Raw genomic sequence first — 17,049 nt, 5'->3', positions numbered from 1 at the left:
AGCGTTCTCAATGAAAAAGGGCCGACGCGGCCCTGGTCAGGCAAGGTATCCGTCGCATCGCGGAATCGTTTAGGGGTTGTTGATGAATTCACTCGGATTTCTAAACAAATCCGTCAAGGAACGGATTTCTTGCCGAGAACCGCGTGCCGAGGGCATGAAGCTGGAAGGGTGTCCTCGGGCATGTGCCGCCGAGGATCGTTCCGATGTGCGTCCGTCGGCCGCGTGGTTCGTCATCTCCAACCAGATCGCGAACGGACAGAAATCATGGTAGCCATCGTCAGCGGCAACAGCCTGGGTTTGAGCCTGACCTCCCTCAATACGCTGGGCCAGCGTGGAGCCCTCGGGGCGGCGGGGCAGGGGCGCAACGCGGAGCAGGCGTACGTCAACATCGCCAACGGCAACCTGGTGCTGCAGGATCTGGACGACAAGCTGGTGGCGCGCGGAGCCGACATCGGTGTCGTGCGCACGTACAACAGCCAGGGGCTGCTGAACGACGACAACGGCGACAACTGGGTCGTGGGCGCCTATGGGCAGCAGGTCAGACTCACGGGCACGGTCGGTACGGCCGGCAGCACGCTCGCGCGCATCGACCGCGACGGGGCTAGCGCCACCTACGCCTGGAATGCGGCACGCGGCCTGTACGTCAGCAGCGCCGGGTCCGGAGCCTTCGACACGATGGCCTACGACGCGGCCAACGCGCGCTACGTCTGGACCGATGGCGCCACCGGGCTCGTCGAGCGCTACGAGACCACCGGCCAGGGCCGGCTGCTGTCGGTGGCCGATCCGGCGGGCAACACCATCGGCTATGCCTACAACGCCAACGGCACGCTGCAGAGCATGGTGAACGCCAACGGCGAGACCACCTATTTCGACTACACGGGCACCAACCTCGCGCAGGTCCGCACGGTCGCCACGGGCGGTGCGGTGCTCACGCGGGTGCGCTACGCCTACGACAGCGCCAACCGGCTGTCCAGCGTCACCGTCGACCTCAGCCCGGAAGACGGCAGCGTTGCCGACGGCAAGACCTACGTCACGACCTACACCTACGACGGCACCAGCAAGCGCATCGCCTCGGTCACCCAGAGCGACGGCACCAGCCTCGCCTTCACCTACCAGTTGGTGGGGGCGGACTACCGCGTCGCGAGCGTCAAGGACGGCCTCGGCCAGCTCACGACCTATACCTACGACACCGCGGCGCGCAGCACCAAGGTCAAGGATCCGCTGGGACTGGAGACCACCTACGTCTACGACACGGCCGGCCAGCTGGTGCAGATATCGTCGCCGCCCGTGGGCGGCACGGCGCAGGTCACCCTGTTCAGCTACGACGCCGACGGTAACGTCATCCGGGTCACCGACCCGCTGGGCCAGGCCGTCGACATGCTGTACGACGCCAACGGCAACCAGCGACTGCAGCGCGACGCCGCGGGCAACACCGTCACGCGTACCTTCGATGCCCGCAACCAACTGCTGACGGAGACCGTCTATCTCACGCCCGATCCGGACGCCGCCGACACCGGGGTGGCGCCCTCGCAGCCGCTGACCACGCGCTACGTCTACGACGCCGCCGGCAAGAACCTGCTGCGCTTCGTGCTCACGCCCGAGGGGCGGGTCGTCGAGTACCGCTACGACAGCTATGGCCAGCGCACCAGCAGCCTCGAATACGGCGCGGGCAAGTACAACGTCGCGGCGCTGGGCGCCACGGCCGTGCCCACCGAGGCTGAGCTGACGACCTGGGTCGGTACCCAGGACCGCACCCAGGCCAGCCGCACCGACACCGTCTACGACGCGCGCGGCCAGGTCCAGAAGGTCACCGTCTTCGGCCGGGTCGACGCCAGTGGCAACGGCGTGGCCGATGCCAGCCAGTCCATCACGCAGTACGTCTACGACCGCGCGGGCCTGCTGCTCAGCACCATCAGCGCCACCGCCGGCACCACCACCTTCACCTACGACGGCAAGGGCCGCCAGCTCTCGGCCCAGGACGCGCTCAACCAGACCACGCTCACGAGCTACGACGACGCGAACAACAAGACCGTCGTCACCCTGGCGAACGGGCTGATCTCCACCAGCGCCTACGACAAGAATGGCCGGCTGCTGAGCGTGACCCAGGGAACGGCCCAGACCGCGAACCTCGGCACCACCACCTACGGCTACGACAAGAACGGGCGCCTCTACCAGCAGACCGATCCCACCGGGGTGCGCGTCGCGCGGCTGTACGACGAGGCCGGGCGCCTGGTCGGCGAGGTCGACGGCCTTGGCCGCCTCACCGAATACGTCTACGACCGCACCGGCCAGCTGACCCAGAAGATCGTCTACGCCACCGCGGTCAACGCGCCCGCGCTCGCCGCCTATTTCACCGACCCCAACGCGTCGCCGGTCAATCGCCTGGGCACCCTGCGGCCCGCGTCAACCGCGGCCGACCAGAAGTCCTGGCGCGTCTACGACAGCGCCGGGCGCCTCGTGCGCACCGTCGACGGCACCGGCGCCGTGGTCGATACCCGCTACGACGGGGCGTCGCGCATCGTCGGCACCACCCGCTACAGCCAGGTGCTCGCCGCCGCCACCGTGGCCGCGCTCGGTGCCGCGCCCACGCTGGCCGCCACCGCGCCGACGGCAACCGCCGCGAGCGACCGCGTGAGCCGCCGCTTCTACGACAACGACGGTCTGCTGCTGGGCACCCTCGATGCCGAGGGCTACCTCAGCGAATCGCGCTACGACGCGCAAGGCCGGCTGGTGCTGCAGATCTCGTACGCCACGGCGACCACGGCCAGCCTGCGCGCGGCCGGCACGCTCGCACAACTGATCCCCGCGGCCAGCGCGCAGGACCAGAGCGCGCGCTGGCTCTATGACGCGCAGGACCGCATCGTCGGCCAGGTCGACGCGGAGGGCTTCCTGACCGAGAACGTCTACGACGCCAGCGGCAACATCACCTCCTCGATCCGCTACGCCACCGCGCTCGGCGCCACCGTGCTGGCGCAGATCACCGGCGCGAGCACCGTCGCGAGCGTGCGCCCGGCGGCCAGCGCCGCGGATCGCACCACCACCGCCGTCTACGACAAGCTCAACCGGGCCACCCAGCGCACCAATTTCGAAGGCACGGTCACTCAGTACGCCTACGACAAGCTCGGCAACGTGGTGACCACCACGACCGCCGCCGGCACCACCGATGCGCGCATGGCCAACGCGCGCTACGACGCGCAGGGCCGCCTCGTGGGCGAGCTCGCGGGCGTGGGCAGCGCCCTGCTGGTGGCGGGGCTGACCCAGGCGCAGATCGACGACATCTGGACCCAGTACGGCGTCACCCATGCCTACGACCTGGCGGGCCGGCGCATCAGCACCACCGACGGCTACGGCAACAAGACCCTGTTCTTCTACGACGCCAACGGCCAGCTCACCCACACCGTCAACGCGCTGGGCGAGGTCTCGGAGCGCCAGTACGACACGCTCGGCCAGCTTGCCGCCACCATCCAGTACGGTACGCGCCTGGCCAGCCTCGCGGGGCTGACGGGCGGGCTCGCCGGCAGCGCGCTCACGACCGCGATCGCCGCCATCAGGAACGCGGCGCTCGACTCGAAGCAGAGCTTCACCTATACCGTGCGCGGGCAGGTGAGCGTCGCCACCGACGCGCTGCTCAACAAGACCGCATCGACCTACAACGCCTTCGGCGAGCTCGTGGGGCGCACGCAGGACCTCGGCGTGGGCGCGCAGCGCGTCCAGACCCTGAGCGTGGATCGCCGCGGCCTCGTCACCGGGACCGTGACCGACGCCTCGGGCGTGAACGCGATCACCAGCGCCGTGTACGACGCGTTCGGGCGGCTCACGCGCAGCACCGACGCCAACGGCAATGTGCAGCAGCAGGGCTTCGACCGCCTCGGGCGCGTGGTCAGCACCACCGATGCGCTCGGTGCGGTGCGCTCGAGCACCTACGACGCCTTCGACCGCGTGCTCACGCAGACCGACGCGCTCGGGCGCGTCACGAGCTTCGCCTACGACAAGACGCTGCGCACCGTCACGGTCACGACGCCGGAGAACCTCAGCGTCAAGACCACCTACACGCGCCAGGGGCAGAAGCTCAGCGTGGTCGACGGCAACGGCAACACCACCAGCTTCGCCTACGACAAGAACGGCAACCTGCTGAGTACCACCACGGCGCTGACCGTCGCCACCAATACCTACGACCGCACGAACCGCCTGGTGCAGACCAAGGATGCCAACGGCAACCTGGTCGAGCTGGCCTACGACGCCGCCAACCGGCTGCTCACGCGCACCGTCGACAAGACCGGCCTGAACCTGGTCACCGCCTATGGCTACGACGCCAAGGGACAGCAGATCAGCATCACCGATCCGAACGGCACGGTCACGAAGATCTACTACGACCTGAACGGCCAGGTGCTGCGCAGGGAGGTCGATCCGACGGGGCTGAACCTGGTCACCCAGTACACCTACGACGGCGTGGGCAACACGCTCACGGTGATCGATCCCAATGGCGTGACCGCCCAGTACGTCTACGACAAGCTGGGGCGGCGCACCCAGGAGCGCGTCGATCCGGCGGGGCTGAACATCACGCGCGGCTACGTCTACGACAAGAAGGGCAACCTCACCAGCAGCACCGACGCGAACGGGCAGGTCACGCGCTACGCCTACGACGCCGCGGACCGGCTGGCCTATACCCTCGATCCGCTGGGCAACCTGCTGCGCACGCGCTACGACGCCGAGGGCCGCACCGTCCAGACCGTCGGCTATGCGACGCCGATCGACATGACGGGCCTGCCGGCGGCGCCGGCGGCACTGACCATCGCCCAGCTCGACGCCAAGGTGGTGGCCAACGCGGCGCGCGACAGCGTCGAGCATCGCGTGCTCGACAAGGACGGCCGGCTCGCGGCCACCGTCAACGGCCTGGGCGAGGTGGTCAAGTACCTCTACGACGCCAACGGCAACGTGATCGACCGTATCGCCTACGCCAACCGGATCGCGCTGGCGAGCTGGACCGTGGGCAGCTTGCCCGCGCCCACCGCCGACGCCGCGCGCGACCAGCGGTTGCGCACGGTCTACGACCAGCTCAACCGTGCGATCTACACGATCGACGGCGTGGGCGCGGTCAAGCGCACCATCTACGACGCCAACGGCAACGTGGTCGAGCGCTTGGCCTATGCCACCACGGTGCCGGTGGCCACCGCGGCCACGGCCAGCGCGCTGGCGGCTGCGATCAACCTCGCGACCAATCCGCAGCAACTGGGCAACAACCTGCTCACGCAGAGCGAGTTCACCAACGGGTTGACCGATGCGCCGGCGCGCGGCGGGGCCGTCACGGCAGCGACCATGACGGGGCTCGGCGGCGCGATCCGGCTGGCCTCGGATCCGGCGGGTTCCTATGCCTACAAGACGCTCGCGGTCGTTGCCGGCGTGAGCTACACCTTCTCCGTGATCGTGGAGATGGAGGACGGCCAGCCGCCCTCGTTCGCGAGCGCGAGCGTCGCCAATGCCGCGAATTCGTTTGGGCTGGTGATGTTCACGAGCGCGACCAGCCCGTCGAAGTATGTGGTGCAGGACCTGGGCAACGGCCGCTATCGCGTGTCGGTGACGGGGATCGCCCCGGCGTCGCCCGCCCCGGGGTTCGGCGTCAGCAAGTACGCCGCCAATGACGCCCGCGCTTTCCGCGTCTCCGGCTTCCAGCTCGAGCAGGCCGACAGCGCCAGCCGCTACACCGCCACCACCACGGCCCCGGTCGTCCAGGTGGCCCCCGGCAGCCGCGAGCGCTTCACCTACGACCGCGCCAATCGCCTCGCCTGGAGCGTCGACGGCGTGGGTGCCGTCATCCAGCGCCAGTACGACAAGAACGGCAACCTGCTCAAGACCATCGAGTACGCGGTGCCGGTCGCCGCCGGCGTCGCGCCCTCCCTGGTCTCCACCGCGACCAACGCGCGCATCACCGATCGCGTCTACGACCGGGCCAACCGCCAGGTCTTCCAGACCGACGCGCTTGGCGGCCTCACCGAGACCGTCTACGACAATAACGGCAACGTCACGACCCGCTATGGCTTCTCCAAGGCCATCGCCGTGCCGACCACCACCAGCGCGCTCACCGAGACGCAGGTGCGCGCGGCGCGCGTGTACGACTACGCTGGCGCCGACCGGGTGGCGCGCGCCGCCTACGACGCGGCCAACCGGCAGGTCTTCGCGGTCGATGCCACCGGCGCGGTCGTCGAGACCAGCTACGACGCACTCGGCAATGTCGTGCGGACCCTGAGCTACGCCACGCTCATCAACCTCGGCACACTGCAGAACAACTGGACCGCCAGCGTGGGCACGGTGCGGGCCCTGGTGGTCGCGAGCGCGAGCGCCGATCGCACTGTCAAGCGGGCCTTCGACGCGGCCGGCCGCCTGGTCTACAGCGTCGATCCGCTGGGCTACGTCACCCGCTCCACCTACGACGGACTCGACCGGGTCACGCAGACCACGCTGTTCGCGCAGCCGATCGCCGCCGCCACCGCCAACACCACCGCCGCCATCGCAGCGGCGATCGTGGCGCAGGCTACGCTGGACCGCTCGAGCAGCTTCACCTACGACGCGGCGGGCCGCGTGGCCTCGACCACTGATGCACTGGGCTACACCGAGAGCTATGTCTTCGACGGCCTGGGCCTGAAGACCTCCTTCACCAACAAGAAAGGTTCGGTCTGGACCTACGTCTACGACGCCGCAGGGCGCATGACGAAGGAAACCTCGCCGGCGGTGGAGGTGACCACGGTGATGCCGAACGCCGGCGGCAGCCTGGTCGTGGACGCCACCCGCTCGGGCAGCGCGAGCCTGGTCACGCAGATGACCTACGACGCGCTCGGCAACCTGAAGTCGCGCACCGAGGCCGTGGGACGCGCCGAGCAGCGCACCACCAGCTACGAGTACGACGCCGTCGGCCACCAGGTGCGCACGATCTTCCCGCCGGTGGGCGTGTACAACCCCGCGGGCGACACGCTCGCGACCAACGGCGCGAGCGGCCTGGCCACGCGCACCGAGCAGACCAAGACCCTGGACACGCTCACGACCTACGACGTCTTCGGCAATGCCATCGCCAACCGCGATGTCTCGGGCAACTTCAGCTACAAGGCCTACGACGTGCTCGGCCGCGTGCGCTACGAAGTCGACGCGCTCGGCTTTGTGACCGGTTATCTGTACGACGTCTGGGGGCAGGTGAGCGAGCTGACCCGCTACGCCACGGCGACCACGCTGGTCAACGGCAATCCTGCCAGCCTGAGTGTTGCCCAGGTCAAGGCCGCCGCCGAGGCTGCTGGCACGGACGTCGGCAAGAACCGCGTGCTGCAGAACACCTACGACCGCGCCGGACGCGTGATCAAGGTGATCGAGCCGCAGACCTACGTGTACGACTCCTCGGCCGGCGCCGGCGCGCAGTACGCCACCGCGGGCCGCACCACAGCGAACACCTACAACGCCTTCGGCGAGCTCACGCGCGTCGCGTTGCTGAAGAACGCGGGGCAGAACGCCTGGGTCTACACCAACAACTACTACGACCTGCGCGGCCAGCAGGTGGCCACCGTCGATGCGATGGGCTACCTGACCACGCAGGCCTTCGACGGCGCGGGCAACGTCACCCGCAAGACCGAGTTCTCCAGCGCCATCGCCGGCTGGAACGGCGCCAGCGCGCCGGCCGCCGCGCCCACGGCCACCGCCGACGCGAGTCTGGATCGCCAGACCACCTACGTCTACGACCGCGGCGGGCGCAAGACCAGCGAGACCCGCGTCAACGTCGAGAACAGCACCTCCAGCAACGGCACGAGCACGCGCTCCAACCTGGTCACGAGCTACGCTTACGACGCAGTAGGCAACCTCACGCAGACCACCGACGCTGCCGGCGGCGTCACCGTCAGTTACTACGACGCACTGGGTCGCGTGCGCGCCACCGCATCGCCCGCGACGACGGCCGACAACCTGACCGCGGTGACGAAGTTCCAGCGCGACGCCTACGGCAACGTGGTGGTCAAGACCGAGACCCATGTCTACAAGCTGACGGCGACGGCGGATGCGCTCGCGGCGATCGGGCCGAACACCCTCGTGCCGGGGCAGAACCTCACGCAGGGCCAGAACATCTACTCGGCCGACGGCCGCTACATCTTCACCCTGCAGACCGACGGCAACCTGGTGGTCTACGACCGCCACAACGGCCTGCAGGCCGTGTGGAACTCGGGCACCGGCGGCAGCGGGGCGGACAAGTTCTCCTTCCAGGCGGACGGCAACCTCGTGCTCTACAAGGGCACGACCGTGGTGTGGAATGCCGGCAAGGCCGGCCAGGGCGGCACCAGCCTCGCGATGCAGGCCGACGGCAACCTCGTGCTCTACACGGCCAGCAGCGCCGCGCTGTGGTACACGGGGGCCGACGGCGACTGGCAGATCAATGCAGACCGCACGACGCTGACCCAGTACAACGTCATGGGTCACGCGACCCAGAGCACCGATGCCGGCGGCGTCAACCATTACAGCTCCTACGACGCGGCGGGCCGCATCGCCAAGGAGTGGCAGCTCGTCACCGACGACGCCACCGCGCGCACGCTGTTCCGTGTCTACCAGTACGACAAGCTGGGGCAGCAGACCCACGTCATCGATCCGGCATCGACCAGCAAGGTCAGCGGCGGCACCGTCACCACCGTCACCCAGACGGCGGCCGGCATGAACGACACCGCACTCGAGTACAACGCCTTCGGCGAGGTGACGCGCAAGGGCGTCAACGGCGGGCGGCAGGAGTACTTCGACTACGACAACGCGGGCCGCGTGTGGCGCACCAACACCGGCGACGGCGTCGACAAGATCGCGCTGTACGACCTGCTGGGCAACCAGACCGCCAAGCTCACGAGCTACGGCACCACGTCGGGCAACACGGACCTGAAGACCTACGCCACGCCCGACCAGGCCGCGCTCGCCAACCTGCGCCGCACGGACATGGTCTACAACGCGCTGGGCCGCCTGACGACCACCGTCGGCCCGCAGCGCGACGAGTACACGGGCGGCATTGCCGTGAGCCGGCTCTTCACGCAGGGGGCGGTCAGCGCTTCCGGCACGCCGACGCGCAACGAGTCGGGCCAGGTCAACGGCTGGACCGGCACCAACACCGTGAACCTCTCGTGGTCGGCGCTGCGCAATCTCGGCAGCGGCGATCTCAAGGTGGTGGTCGAGTACGCCACCAAGACCTACACGGTGAACCCACAGCCGACCGACGAGAACGGCAACCCGGTCAACACGGGCGAGTCGGGCCAGCCGCTTCCCACGCCGCAGACGGCCGGCGGCGTGACGCGCACGCGCGAGCAGATCATCACCAACGCGGCCGAGGGCACGAACAGCTACACCATGAGCTGGACCGACCCTTCCGGCGAGCTGCAGGGCGGCATCGACCGCGTCACCAAGGTCACGATCTACAAGAAAGACGCCTTCGGCTACTGGCAGCCCGTGATCAACCAGGGCACGCTGGGCTACAGCGGCCAGGTCATCGACATCGATGCGCCGGACGATCCGACCACCGCCATTCGCCTGCAGATCCGCCCGGCGGGCAGCACCGGCGAGACCGGCTGGACCGACGGCACGCTGGTCAATTTCGGCGACATGCTTCGCTACAACGCGAGCAGCCTGCCGCCCGGCGCCTACGAATACCGCGTGACGCAGACCACGCGCGCCGGCGTCAACACCGTCACCGCGAGCGGCAAGGTCACGCTGACCTCGCCGCCGCTGTCGCTGATCAGCGTGCCGATCGGCTTCTACCAGACCGGCCTGAACACCCTGGGCCTTCTCACCTGGCAATCGCCCGGCAATACCGTGGAGCAGGTGTTCCGCTTCCGGCCCGCGGGCAGCACCGGCGCCTGGGAATCCCGGGTCGTGACCTCGCGCGGCAACGGCAAGGACGGGGTCGACCTCTCGCTGATCGCAGCCGGCAACTACCAGTACGAGCTGCTGTGGATCCATGCCGGCGAGGGCGTGCCCTACGCGCATGCGACCGGCGCGATCACCTCCACCGGCATCACGCCGCCCCAGTGGGTGCCGCCGAAGAACCTGCCCGTCATCTCGGGCGTGGCGATCAAGACCGTCGGCACCAACGGCAACGACGAGTCGGGCAACCCGATCGGCGCCGTGTCCCAGTACCTGCTCGAGTGGCCCTACAACGGCATCACCGGCGGTGCCAACACCACCGTCACCTTCCGCTACCGCCTCGAGGGCAGCAGCCAGTGGAACACGCTGCCCGTGAGCGGCGGCACGACCGAGTCGGGCATCCCGGTCGGGACCCAGCAGGTCAACTTCACCGCGCTGGCGCAAGGCCGCTACGAGTACCAGGTGCTCGCGACGCAGAACAACGGCACGCCGGTCCAGGTCGGACAGGCCACCGGCATCCTGATCAACAACCGCGCGGCGATCTTCGAGACCCGCACCGGCGTGATGGTGGTGCCGGTCCAGGTGCAGGTCGGCTCCGACCCGATCTACGCGCGCGACGAGTCCGGCAACATCGTCTACGAGACCGTCTACGAGCCGCAGACCCGGACCCGCACCGTGCCCGTGTATGGCTGGGTGCCGACCACCTACAACGAGCCGTACTACGTCACCGTGCAGGGCTCGCCGATCGTGATCGGCACCGACGAGCAGGGCCAGCCGATCTACCAGCGCGACGCCTGGGGCAACATCCAGTACAACCAGGTGCAGGAGCTTCGCTGGCGCACGGTGACCAACAACGTGTGGACCATCACCGGCTACCGCGACGAGACCTACACCGAGCAGGTGCCGGTGCAGAAGCCGGTGATCACCGGCTACCAGCCGCGCTACGAGACCCGCTACGACTCCGTGCCCTACACCTACCAGGTGCAGGTGGGCACCAGCACGCCGACCGTCCAGGACACCACGCCGCCATACAGCCCGGGCTACTGGACGCCGCCGCTGCCGCCGCTGTTCAACGCCACCGTCACCACGGCGGCCGGCAGCGCCGCGGTCAGCGAGAACAACACCGACGGCGCCAACGCCACTCTGGCCACCGTGGTGCAGGGCGCGGGCAGCGCCGTGCGCCCGGTGGTGAACCAGAACACCGACCGCTGGGGCAACGTGGTCTCGATCAGCGACCCGCGTTCGGCCGCCTGGGTCACGACCTACCGCTACAACGCCGGCAACCAGCTGGTGGAGCAGAAGCAGACCGACTCCGACGGCAACGCGGGCACGGCCGGCGCCGCTACCACGCAGCTCTTCTACGACAAGCTGGGCCGCCAGGTGGCCGTGAAGGATGCCAACGGCAACGTGAACGGGCAGGTCTACGACGCCCGCGGCAACCTGTTGCAGGAAGTGCATGCCGACACCGGCGTGGTGCGCAACACCTACAACGTCTTCGGCGACAAGGTGGGCAGCACCGACGCCATGGACAAGGTGACCACCTTCACCTACGACGGCATGTCGCGCCTCTTGACCACCGCGCGCGGCGTGGCGCAGATCTACAAGGCCAATGCCGTCCTCACCGCGCCGCAGCTGGTGGCCACGCGCGCCATCGTCGAGACCAACACCTGGGACCAGGCCGGCCGCAAGCTGAGCCAGACCAACGGCAACGGCGAGACCGTGCGCTACGTCTACGACATGCAGGGCCGCGTGGTGCGCACCATCCAGCCGCTGGGCCAGAGCACCAAGGTGGCCTACGACGCCTTCGGCAACAAGGTCGCCGAGGTCGACGGCAACGGCTACATGGCGACCTGGAGCTACAGCTACTTCGGCAAGGTGCTCACCCACACCGACTTCGGCGGCCGGACCTATGCCTATACCTACGACAACGCCGGCCAGCTCACGCGCGACAGCGGCCTGAACCGCAACTACACCTACAACAGCGAAGGCCTGCTGGCGCGCGTCTACGACGCGACCACCGGCCAGGACCAGCGCTACGAGTACGACCTCGCGGGCAATCGCGTGCGCGAGTGGATGGGACAGTCGGGCGTGGTCTACCAGGACAACCGCATCGCCTACGACGCGCTGGGCCGCATGCGCTGGGTGGCCGACGGCCGCGCCTACGTCACCATCGACTACGACAAGGTCGGCAACCGCACGCGCATCCGCACCCACGTGCTGAGCCAGGACACCACGCTCGACACCGACCAGTTCTTCCAGTACGACAAGATGAACCGGCAGACCGTGGTCGACGCGATCGATGCCGCGGGCAACCTGGGCGTGAACGGGCACGCGATCACCTACGACAAGAACGGCAACCGCACCAGCGACAAGTGGTGGGGCAACCGCGTGATGACCGTGGACGGCCAGAGCCGCATCGTCGGCTACAACGAGCAGGGCGAGGCGATCTACAACACCACGCCCACGACCTACGTCACGAGCCTGGGCTACACCACCGAGCAGTACCGCTACGACGACCTCAACCGCCTGACGGGCGTGGTGCGCGATGGCGTGCAGACCGATGCGCGCCTGTACGACGGCGCGAGCCGCGTGGTGCAGACCGGGCCCGCCGGCTCGCTGCCGCAGGCCTACATCAACGCGCTGAACGGCGTGAACTGGCAGGGCCAGACCCTGGCCGGCACCGGCAGCGAGACCCGCATCAACCGCTACAACGCCAATGGCCAGATTCTGAGCCAGGACGTCTACAAGAGCGACAACACGCCGAAGTACACCGTGGTGTACGAGGCGCTGGCCGCGGCGCCGAAGCCCGGCGTGGGCACCGCGGGCGGCTACGACGGCGCCGGCAACCTGCAGGGCTACACCGTCTACGACTGGGGCAGCGGCTCCGTCACCAACTACGCCAACGTCTACGGCCGCGCCGAGGGCTACCGCCAGCAGAGCACCACCGGCACCGGCACCAGCACCGTGACCAACCCGGGCGGCACCGTCTGGACCTATGGCAATGGCGGCGAGATCACCGCCATCACCGACGTGACCAAGGCGATCAACAACCGCAAGTTCGTCAGCGACATGCAGGGCAACATCCTGTATTCGGAACAGGCGGGCCAGGAGCAGCGCCAGCTGGTCGTGAACGGCCAGGTGCTGGGCCGCTACGGCCAACTGCGCGACGACAACAACACCGTGCTGCCGGGCGGCGTGCCGCTGTTCCAGATCAAGGCGGACTTCAACTTCGGCTACCAGCCGATCGACGGCAACTACCCATCGTCCAGCCCCGGCACCTACGCCGTGAGCGCGGGCGACACCATGCAGGGCATCGCGCGCGGCGCCTACGGCGACGAGAGCCTGTGGTACCTGATCGCCGACGCCAACGGCCTGACCAGCAACGCCGACCTGAAGCCGGGCCAGGTGCTGACGATCCCGACGAAGGTGGGCTCGGCGAACAGCGCGAGCACCTTCAAGCCTTATGACCCGAGCAAGGTGGTTGGGGATACGAGTCCCAACATGCCGGTGCCGCAGTCGAACAAGGGGGAGAAGTGCGGGGGGCTGGGGCAGATCATCATGGTGGTGGTCGCCGTCGTCGCAACGATCTGGACTGCCGGCGCCTTGAGCGGTGTAACGAGTGGGTTCATGTCAACGATGAGCGCGGGCGTAAGCACCCTGGGAGGTGTCGCGGGGTCGCTGGGAACCGGGACCATAGCGGCGAGCCTTGGCACGGTGGGGACGGCGATGGTCGCTGGCGCCGTCGGATCTGTCGTCAGCCAGGCAGTCGGCATCGGGATCGGCGCCCAGGACGGATTTAGCTGGAAGGCTGTCGCGCTCTCGGCTATTGGCTCAGGCGTGAGTTCGGGGCTCGCTGGTGCCGGCTTCCTGCCTCAGACCGGCAATGTCTTTGTGGATGGAGCGATCCGCGGTGCCGTCGGCAACAGCATGACGCAGGGCATTGCCGTTGTCACTGGACTTCAAAGCAGTTTTAGCTGGAAGAACGTTGTTGCCAGCGCTGCCGGCGCCGGTGTCGGCGCCGCGATAAACCAGGCACTGGGCCCGCAGGCATTGCCGTCCGGTCAGTTCGGGCCGCCTGCCCCAGGAGTTTTCGATGATGCAGGTGTGTTTGGTGAGCGATTGATTCGAGGGACGCTTTCGGGCTTTGGGGGAGGGCTGGTGACTTCTGCGCTTCGTGGGGGGCGCATAAATGCTACCCAAGTTGCGGCGGATGCCTTTGGCAATGCGTTAGGAAATAGTCTTGCGGAAATTAATACAAATCAAGATATTTCCGACGCTGCGAATAGAACCGAGCGTGCCCAAATCATGAGGTATTTCGATGGTTCTGGTTTAGCTACTATTTCTGGCGGCGACGATAGTCACAGTGTTGGTTGGTACTCGGATTTTGGGCAAAGAAAAATTATTGAAGAGATGACCGGGCGCCAGATAGTTACTGATATTGATGAAGATCTTTCCTCACGAGGGATAGGGACTGAAAAAGATCGGTTCGCGGCTGCGGGATCTGTTAAGTTTATGAACAAGCCTCAGGCCGCACCTGATAGCTTTGACGTTGTTGAAAGCAAACGACTTGCAACCAGAACAAGAGCGCAGCTTGAGGAGCGGCTGCAGGACTCCGCTCAAGAATGGGGTTATCTCGGGTCAAAAAGAAATGCCCTCAATGAGCAGCCGTTTGACATAGATAATCCTCGAGAGGCTGCCGAGCGTGTGGCGAGTATTGATGCTGTTCCTCGCGAGATACTATCTTGGAATTCTGAGCGAGTAACATTGCTTGAAGAGCTTAAGCAGAATGGTGGGACAACTCAAGATCAAGAAATTGAACTGAGGAGGCGCAGGGCTGTTGGCGGCTTGGGAGTAGCCATCGGCGGGATTTCTGGTGCCTTTTTGGGAGGAATGACTGCGACCGGGCCGATAGTCAAGCGACGTTCAACGCCAAATGCCACTGAGCAACGATTGGCACCCGATCCAAATCGGATGTTGCCGGAAGCGGATTTTAATAGCGGTGCAGTTACGGGGCGGCCTGCGATATCACCTGCGCAAAATAGATCCAGGGTTTCCATTAATAGTTTTGATGAGTATGTTGCCATTAATCAAGGCGAATTGCGTCCAAATACCGTTTATGAATTTAGAGGTAATGAATTTGAAACTGATGCGTTGGGTCGATCTATAAGCACTAGAGGATTTGTTAATACCGCAAATGCCGGGCAGCGCTTGCCGGAGATTGATCGAGCAATCGGAAAACTGCCGGATGCAAGCGAATTTGATGTTGGATTTCACCGGGGTGCGGATGCCTTGGGGTTTCCTGGTGGAAAATTGAATGTCAATCCAGGAAATGGGGTGCCGGATTCCGTGGGGTTTCCTGGTATTCCAAATCTTAATCAAGGGCCATATAAGCGATTGGAAAATTCATTAAAATCCCTGGCTGAAATCCCTGGAAATAGAGTGTACGCTGACTTTCGCGCAATTTTCAATGAAGGAAACTTGACGCAGCGGCCCGATGCATTTAGTATCACGTATCGAGTGAATGATAGAGCGTCAGTGATGCAGCGATTTACTAATCGGCCAGGAGGTTGAAGTGAAAGATCTTGATCAGTTTGAGATCATGCAAAAAATTGCAGACAGCGCCTTGTCTACTATAGAGGCTGGCTGGAGTGAGTTAATAGTAAATTACTTTGTTGAGGATTCTAGAAGTGGTTTTGTTAATTCTTATTTGATAAAAGAGAATGGCGCGCTCGTAGAAAAATCCCTTCCGGTTGCAGATGATTTGGATTCTTGGCTTAGAAAGCTTCAAACGCATTTGGCGCAAAATCAAAGGCCATTATTCACGAGATGTAAGCTTCACATTGGGGCGAATGGAAAATTTGATGCGTCGTATGGATATGAAAAGGTGGATTGGGATGCGTTGTTGGCGCCTGAATGGAATTTTCTTCCGGAAAGCTGAATTTTTGCAATTTGGCGTTTTTTATGCTGTTTGAAGAGTTGATTTCTGCCGGGGTCACTGCGAGTCAAGCGGGGGATAGCCATCAGGCCATCGACTTGTTTTGCAGCGCCAGTAGCCAAAATTTGAATTCGGCTCTTCCTCAGTTTTTAATGGGTGCCGAATTCGCCGCCCTGGGCGACATGACCCAAGCCGAAGCCGCCTTCGCGAACGCCACCAGGCTCGCCCCCGAATTCCCCATGGCGCGCTATCAACTGGGCCTCGTCCAGTTCAGCTCGGGTCGCGCCGCGATGGGCCTGCTGACCTGGCAGCCGCTGCTCGATCTTCCCGATACCGACCCGTTGCCCCATTTCGTCAACGGCTTCGCCGCGCTCGCGCAGGATCGCTTCGAGGAAGCGCTGGCTTTCTACGAGCAGGGCCTCGCGCGCAATACCGCCAATCCGCCGCTGTCGGGCGACATCGAGAAGGTGATGGCCGGCATCCGCGACGCGATGGCCCGCAACGCCGAAGCCGAGCGCGCATCGAATGCCGATGCGGAGTCGGCGGATGCGGCGGACGCTTCCTCCAATGCCCACATCCTCCTGGCCAACTACCAGCAGAACGGGCCCGGGCACTGACCGGCATGCAACAAGAAAAGCGGCGTCTTCCCGGTCCCGAGACCGCGTCCCGCCGCCGCGCCCCGCCATGATCGACCCCTCGACCCAGCTCGCCGCGATGATCCGCGCCCAGTTCGCGGCGCAGTTCCGCGCGCAGGCGAAATCCTCGTCGGAGCGAGGCGGGGTCGCGGATCGCCAGGCGGCCCTGCGCGACGCGGCGGCGGGCACGCCGGGCCGCAAGGTCGACGGGCAGGGCGGTGGCAGCCCCGCCCATTCGAATGCCCAAGCCCCAGCCTCCTCCAAGGACGCAGAGAGCGCGCGGCTGCAGCAACTGGTGGCGCTGCGCGTGCGCGCGCTGTCGCCCGATGATCCCCAGCGCGAGCGCAAGGCGTTCAGGCTGTTCCTCGAATCGGTGCTGGTCCAGGCCTTCGGGCGCGATCGGCTCGATGACCGGGGTTTCGACCAGATGATCGACACCGTCCTCCATCGCATGGAAGGCGACGCCGAACTCCACGCCGCGTTGCGCGAGGCCGGGGGCTTGCTGCTCTCGGAGGCGCAACCCGTTCCCAAGGCGCCGTCGGGGCGCTGAACCGGACGGGGAGAGCGGCCGTCCCGCAGCCGTTCGCTGCTGTTCTTCGCCGAGGCCCGTCCGGCCGC

Annotated in this window: 4 protein-coding genes; all 4 read left to right on the top strand. The window is 66.0% G+C overall.

Annotated elements, in window-relative coordinates:
* Window positions 1–264 precede the first annotated feature (264 nt).
* The 4 genes from ACEN9J_RS11325 to ACEN9J_RS11310 all read left to right on the top strand — a co-directional run bounded on the left by ACEN9J_RS11325 (window position 265) and on the right by ACEN9J_RS11310 (window position 16,981).
* Complete coding sequence (locus tag ACEN9J_RS11325) at window positions 265–15,432, top strand: LysM peptidoglycan-binding domain-containing protein (RefSeq protein ID WP_413764114.1); 15,168 nt, start codon at window positions 265–267, stop codon at window positions 15,430–15,432.
* A 1-nt stretch (window position 15,433) separates the two neighbouring features.
* Window positions 15,434–15,799 (top strand): hypothetical protein, encoded by a 366-nt coding sequence (locus ACEN9J_RS11320; RefSeq protein ID WP_413764113.1) that lies wholly within the window; start codon window positions 15,434–15,436, stop codon window positions 15,797–15,799.
* Window positions 15,775–16,413 carry a hypothetical protein gene (locus ACEN9J_RS11315; RefSeq protein ID WP_413764112.1) on the top strand — a complete coding sequence of 213 codons (639 nt, stop codon included), beginning with the start codon at window positions 15,775–15,777 and terminating at the stop codon, window positions 16,411–16,413. The genes ACEN9J_RS11320 and ACEN9J_RS11315 overlap by 25 nt, the downstream gene beginning before the upstream one ends.
* Window positions 16,414–16,480: 67 nt before the next feature.
* Window positions 16,481–16,981: a hypothetical protein gene (locus ACEN9J_RS11310; RefSeq protein ID WP_413764111.1), complete on the top strand. Its 501-nt coding sequence runs from the start codon at window positions 16,481–16,483 to the stop codon at window positions 16,979–16,981.
* Window positions 16,982–17,049: the final 68 nt, after the last annotated feature.

Source organism: Variovorax sp. Varisp41, assembly GCF_047325085.1.
In the GTDB taxonomy this organism is placed as follows: Bacteria; Pseudomonadota; Gammaproteobacteria; order Burkholderiales; family Burkholderiaceae_C; genus Variovorax.
The sequence above is the reverse complement of the archived record's forward strand: the minus strand, read 5'-3'. Positions and strand labels throughout refer to the sequence as shown.

Coding starts and splice junctions, on each gene's coding strand:
- ACEN9J_RS11325 (WP_413764114.1), top strand. CDS start 265: ATGGTAGCCATCGTCAGCGGCAACAGCCTGGGTTTGAGCCTGACCTCC.
- ACEN9J_RS11315 (WP_413764112.1), top strand. CDS start 15,775: ATGGAATTTTCTTCCGGAAAGCTGAATTTTTGCAATTTGGCGTTTTTT.
- ACEN9J_RS11310 (WP_413764111.1), top strand. CDS start 16,481: ATGATCGACCCCTCGACCCAGCTCGCCGCGATGATCCGCGCCCAGTTC.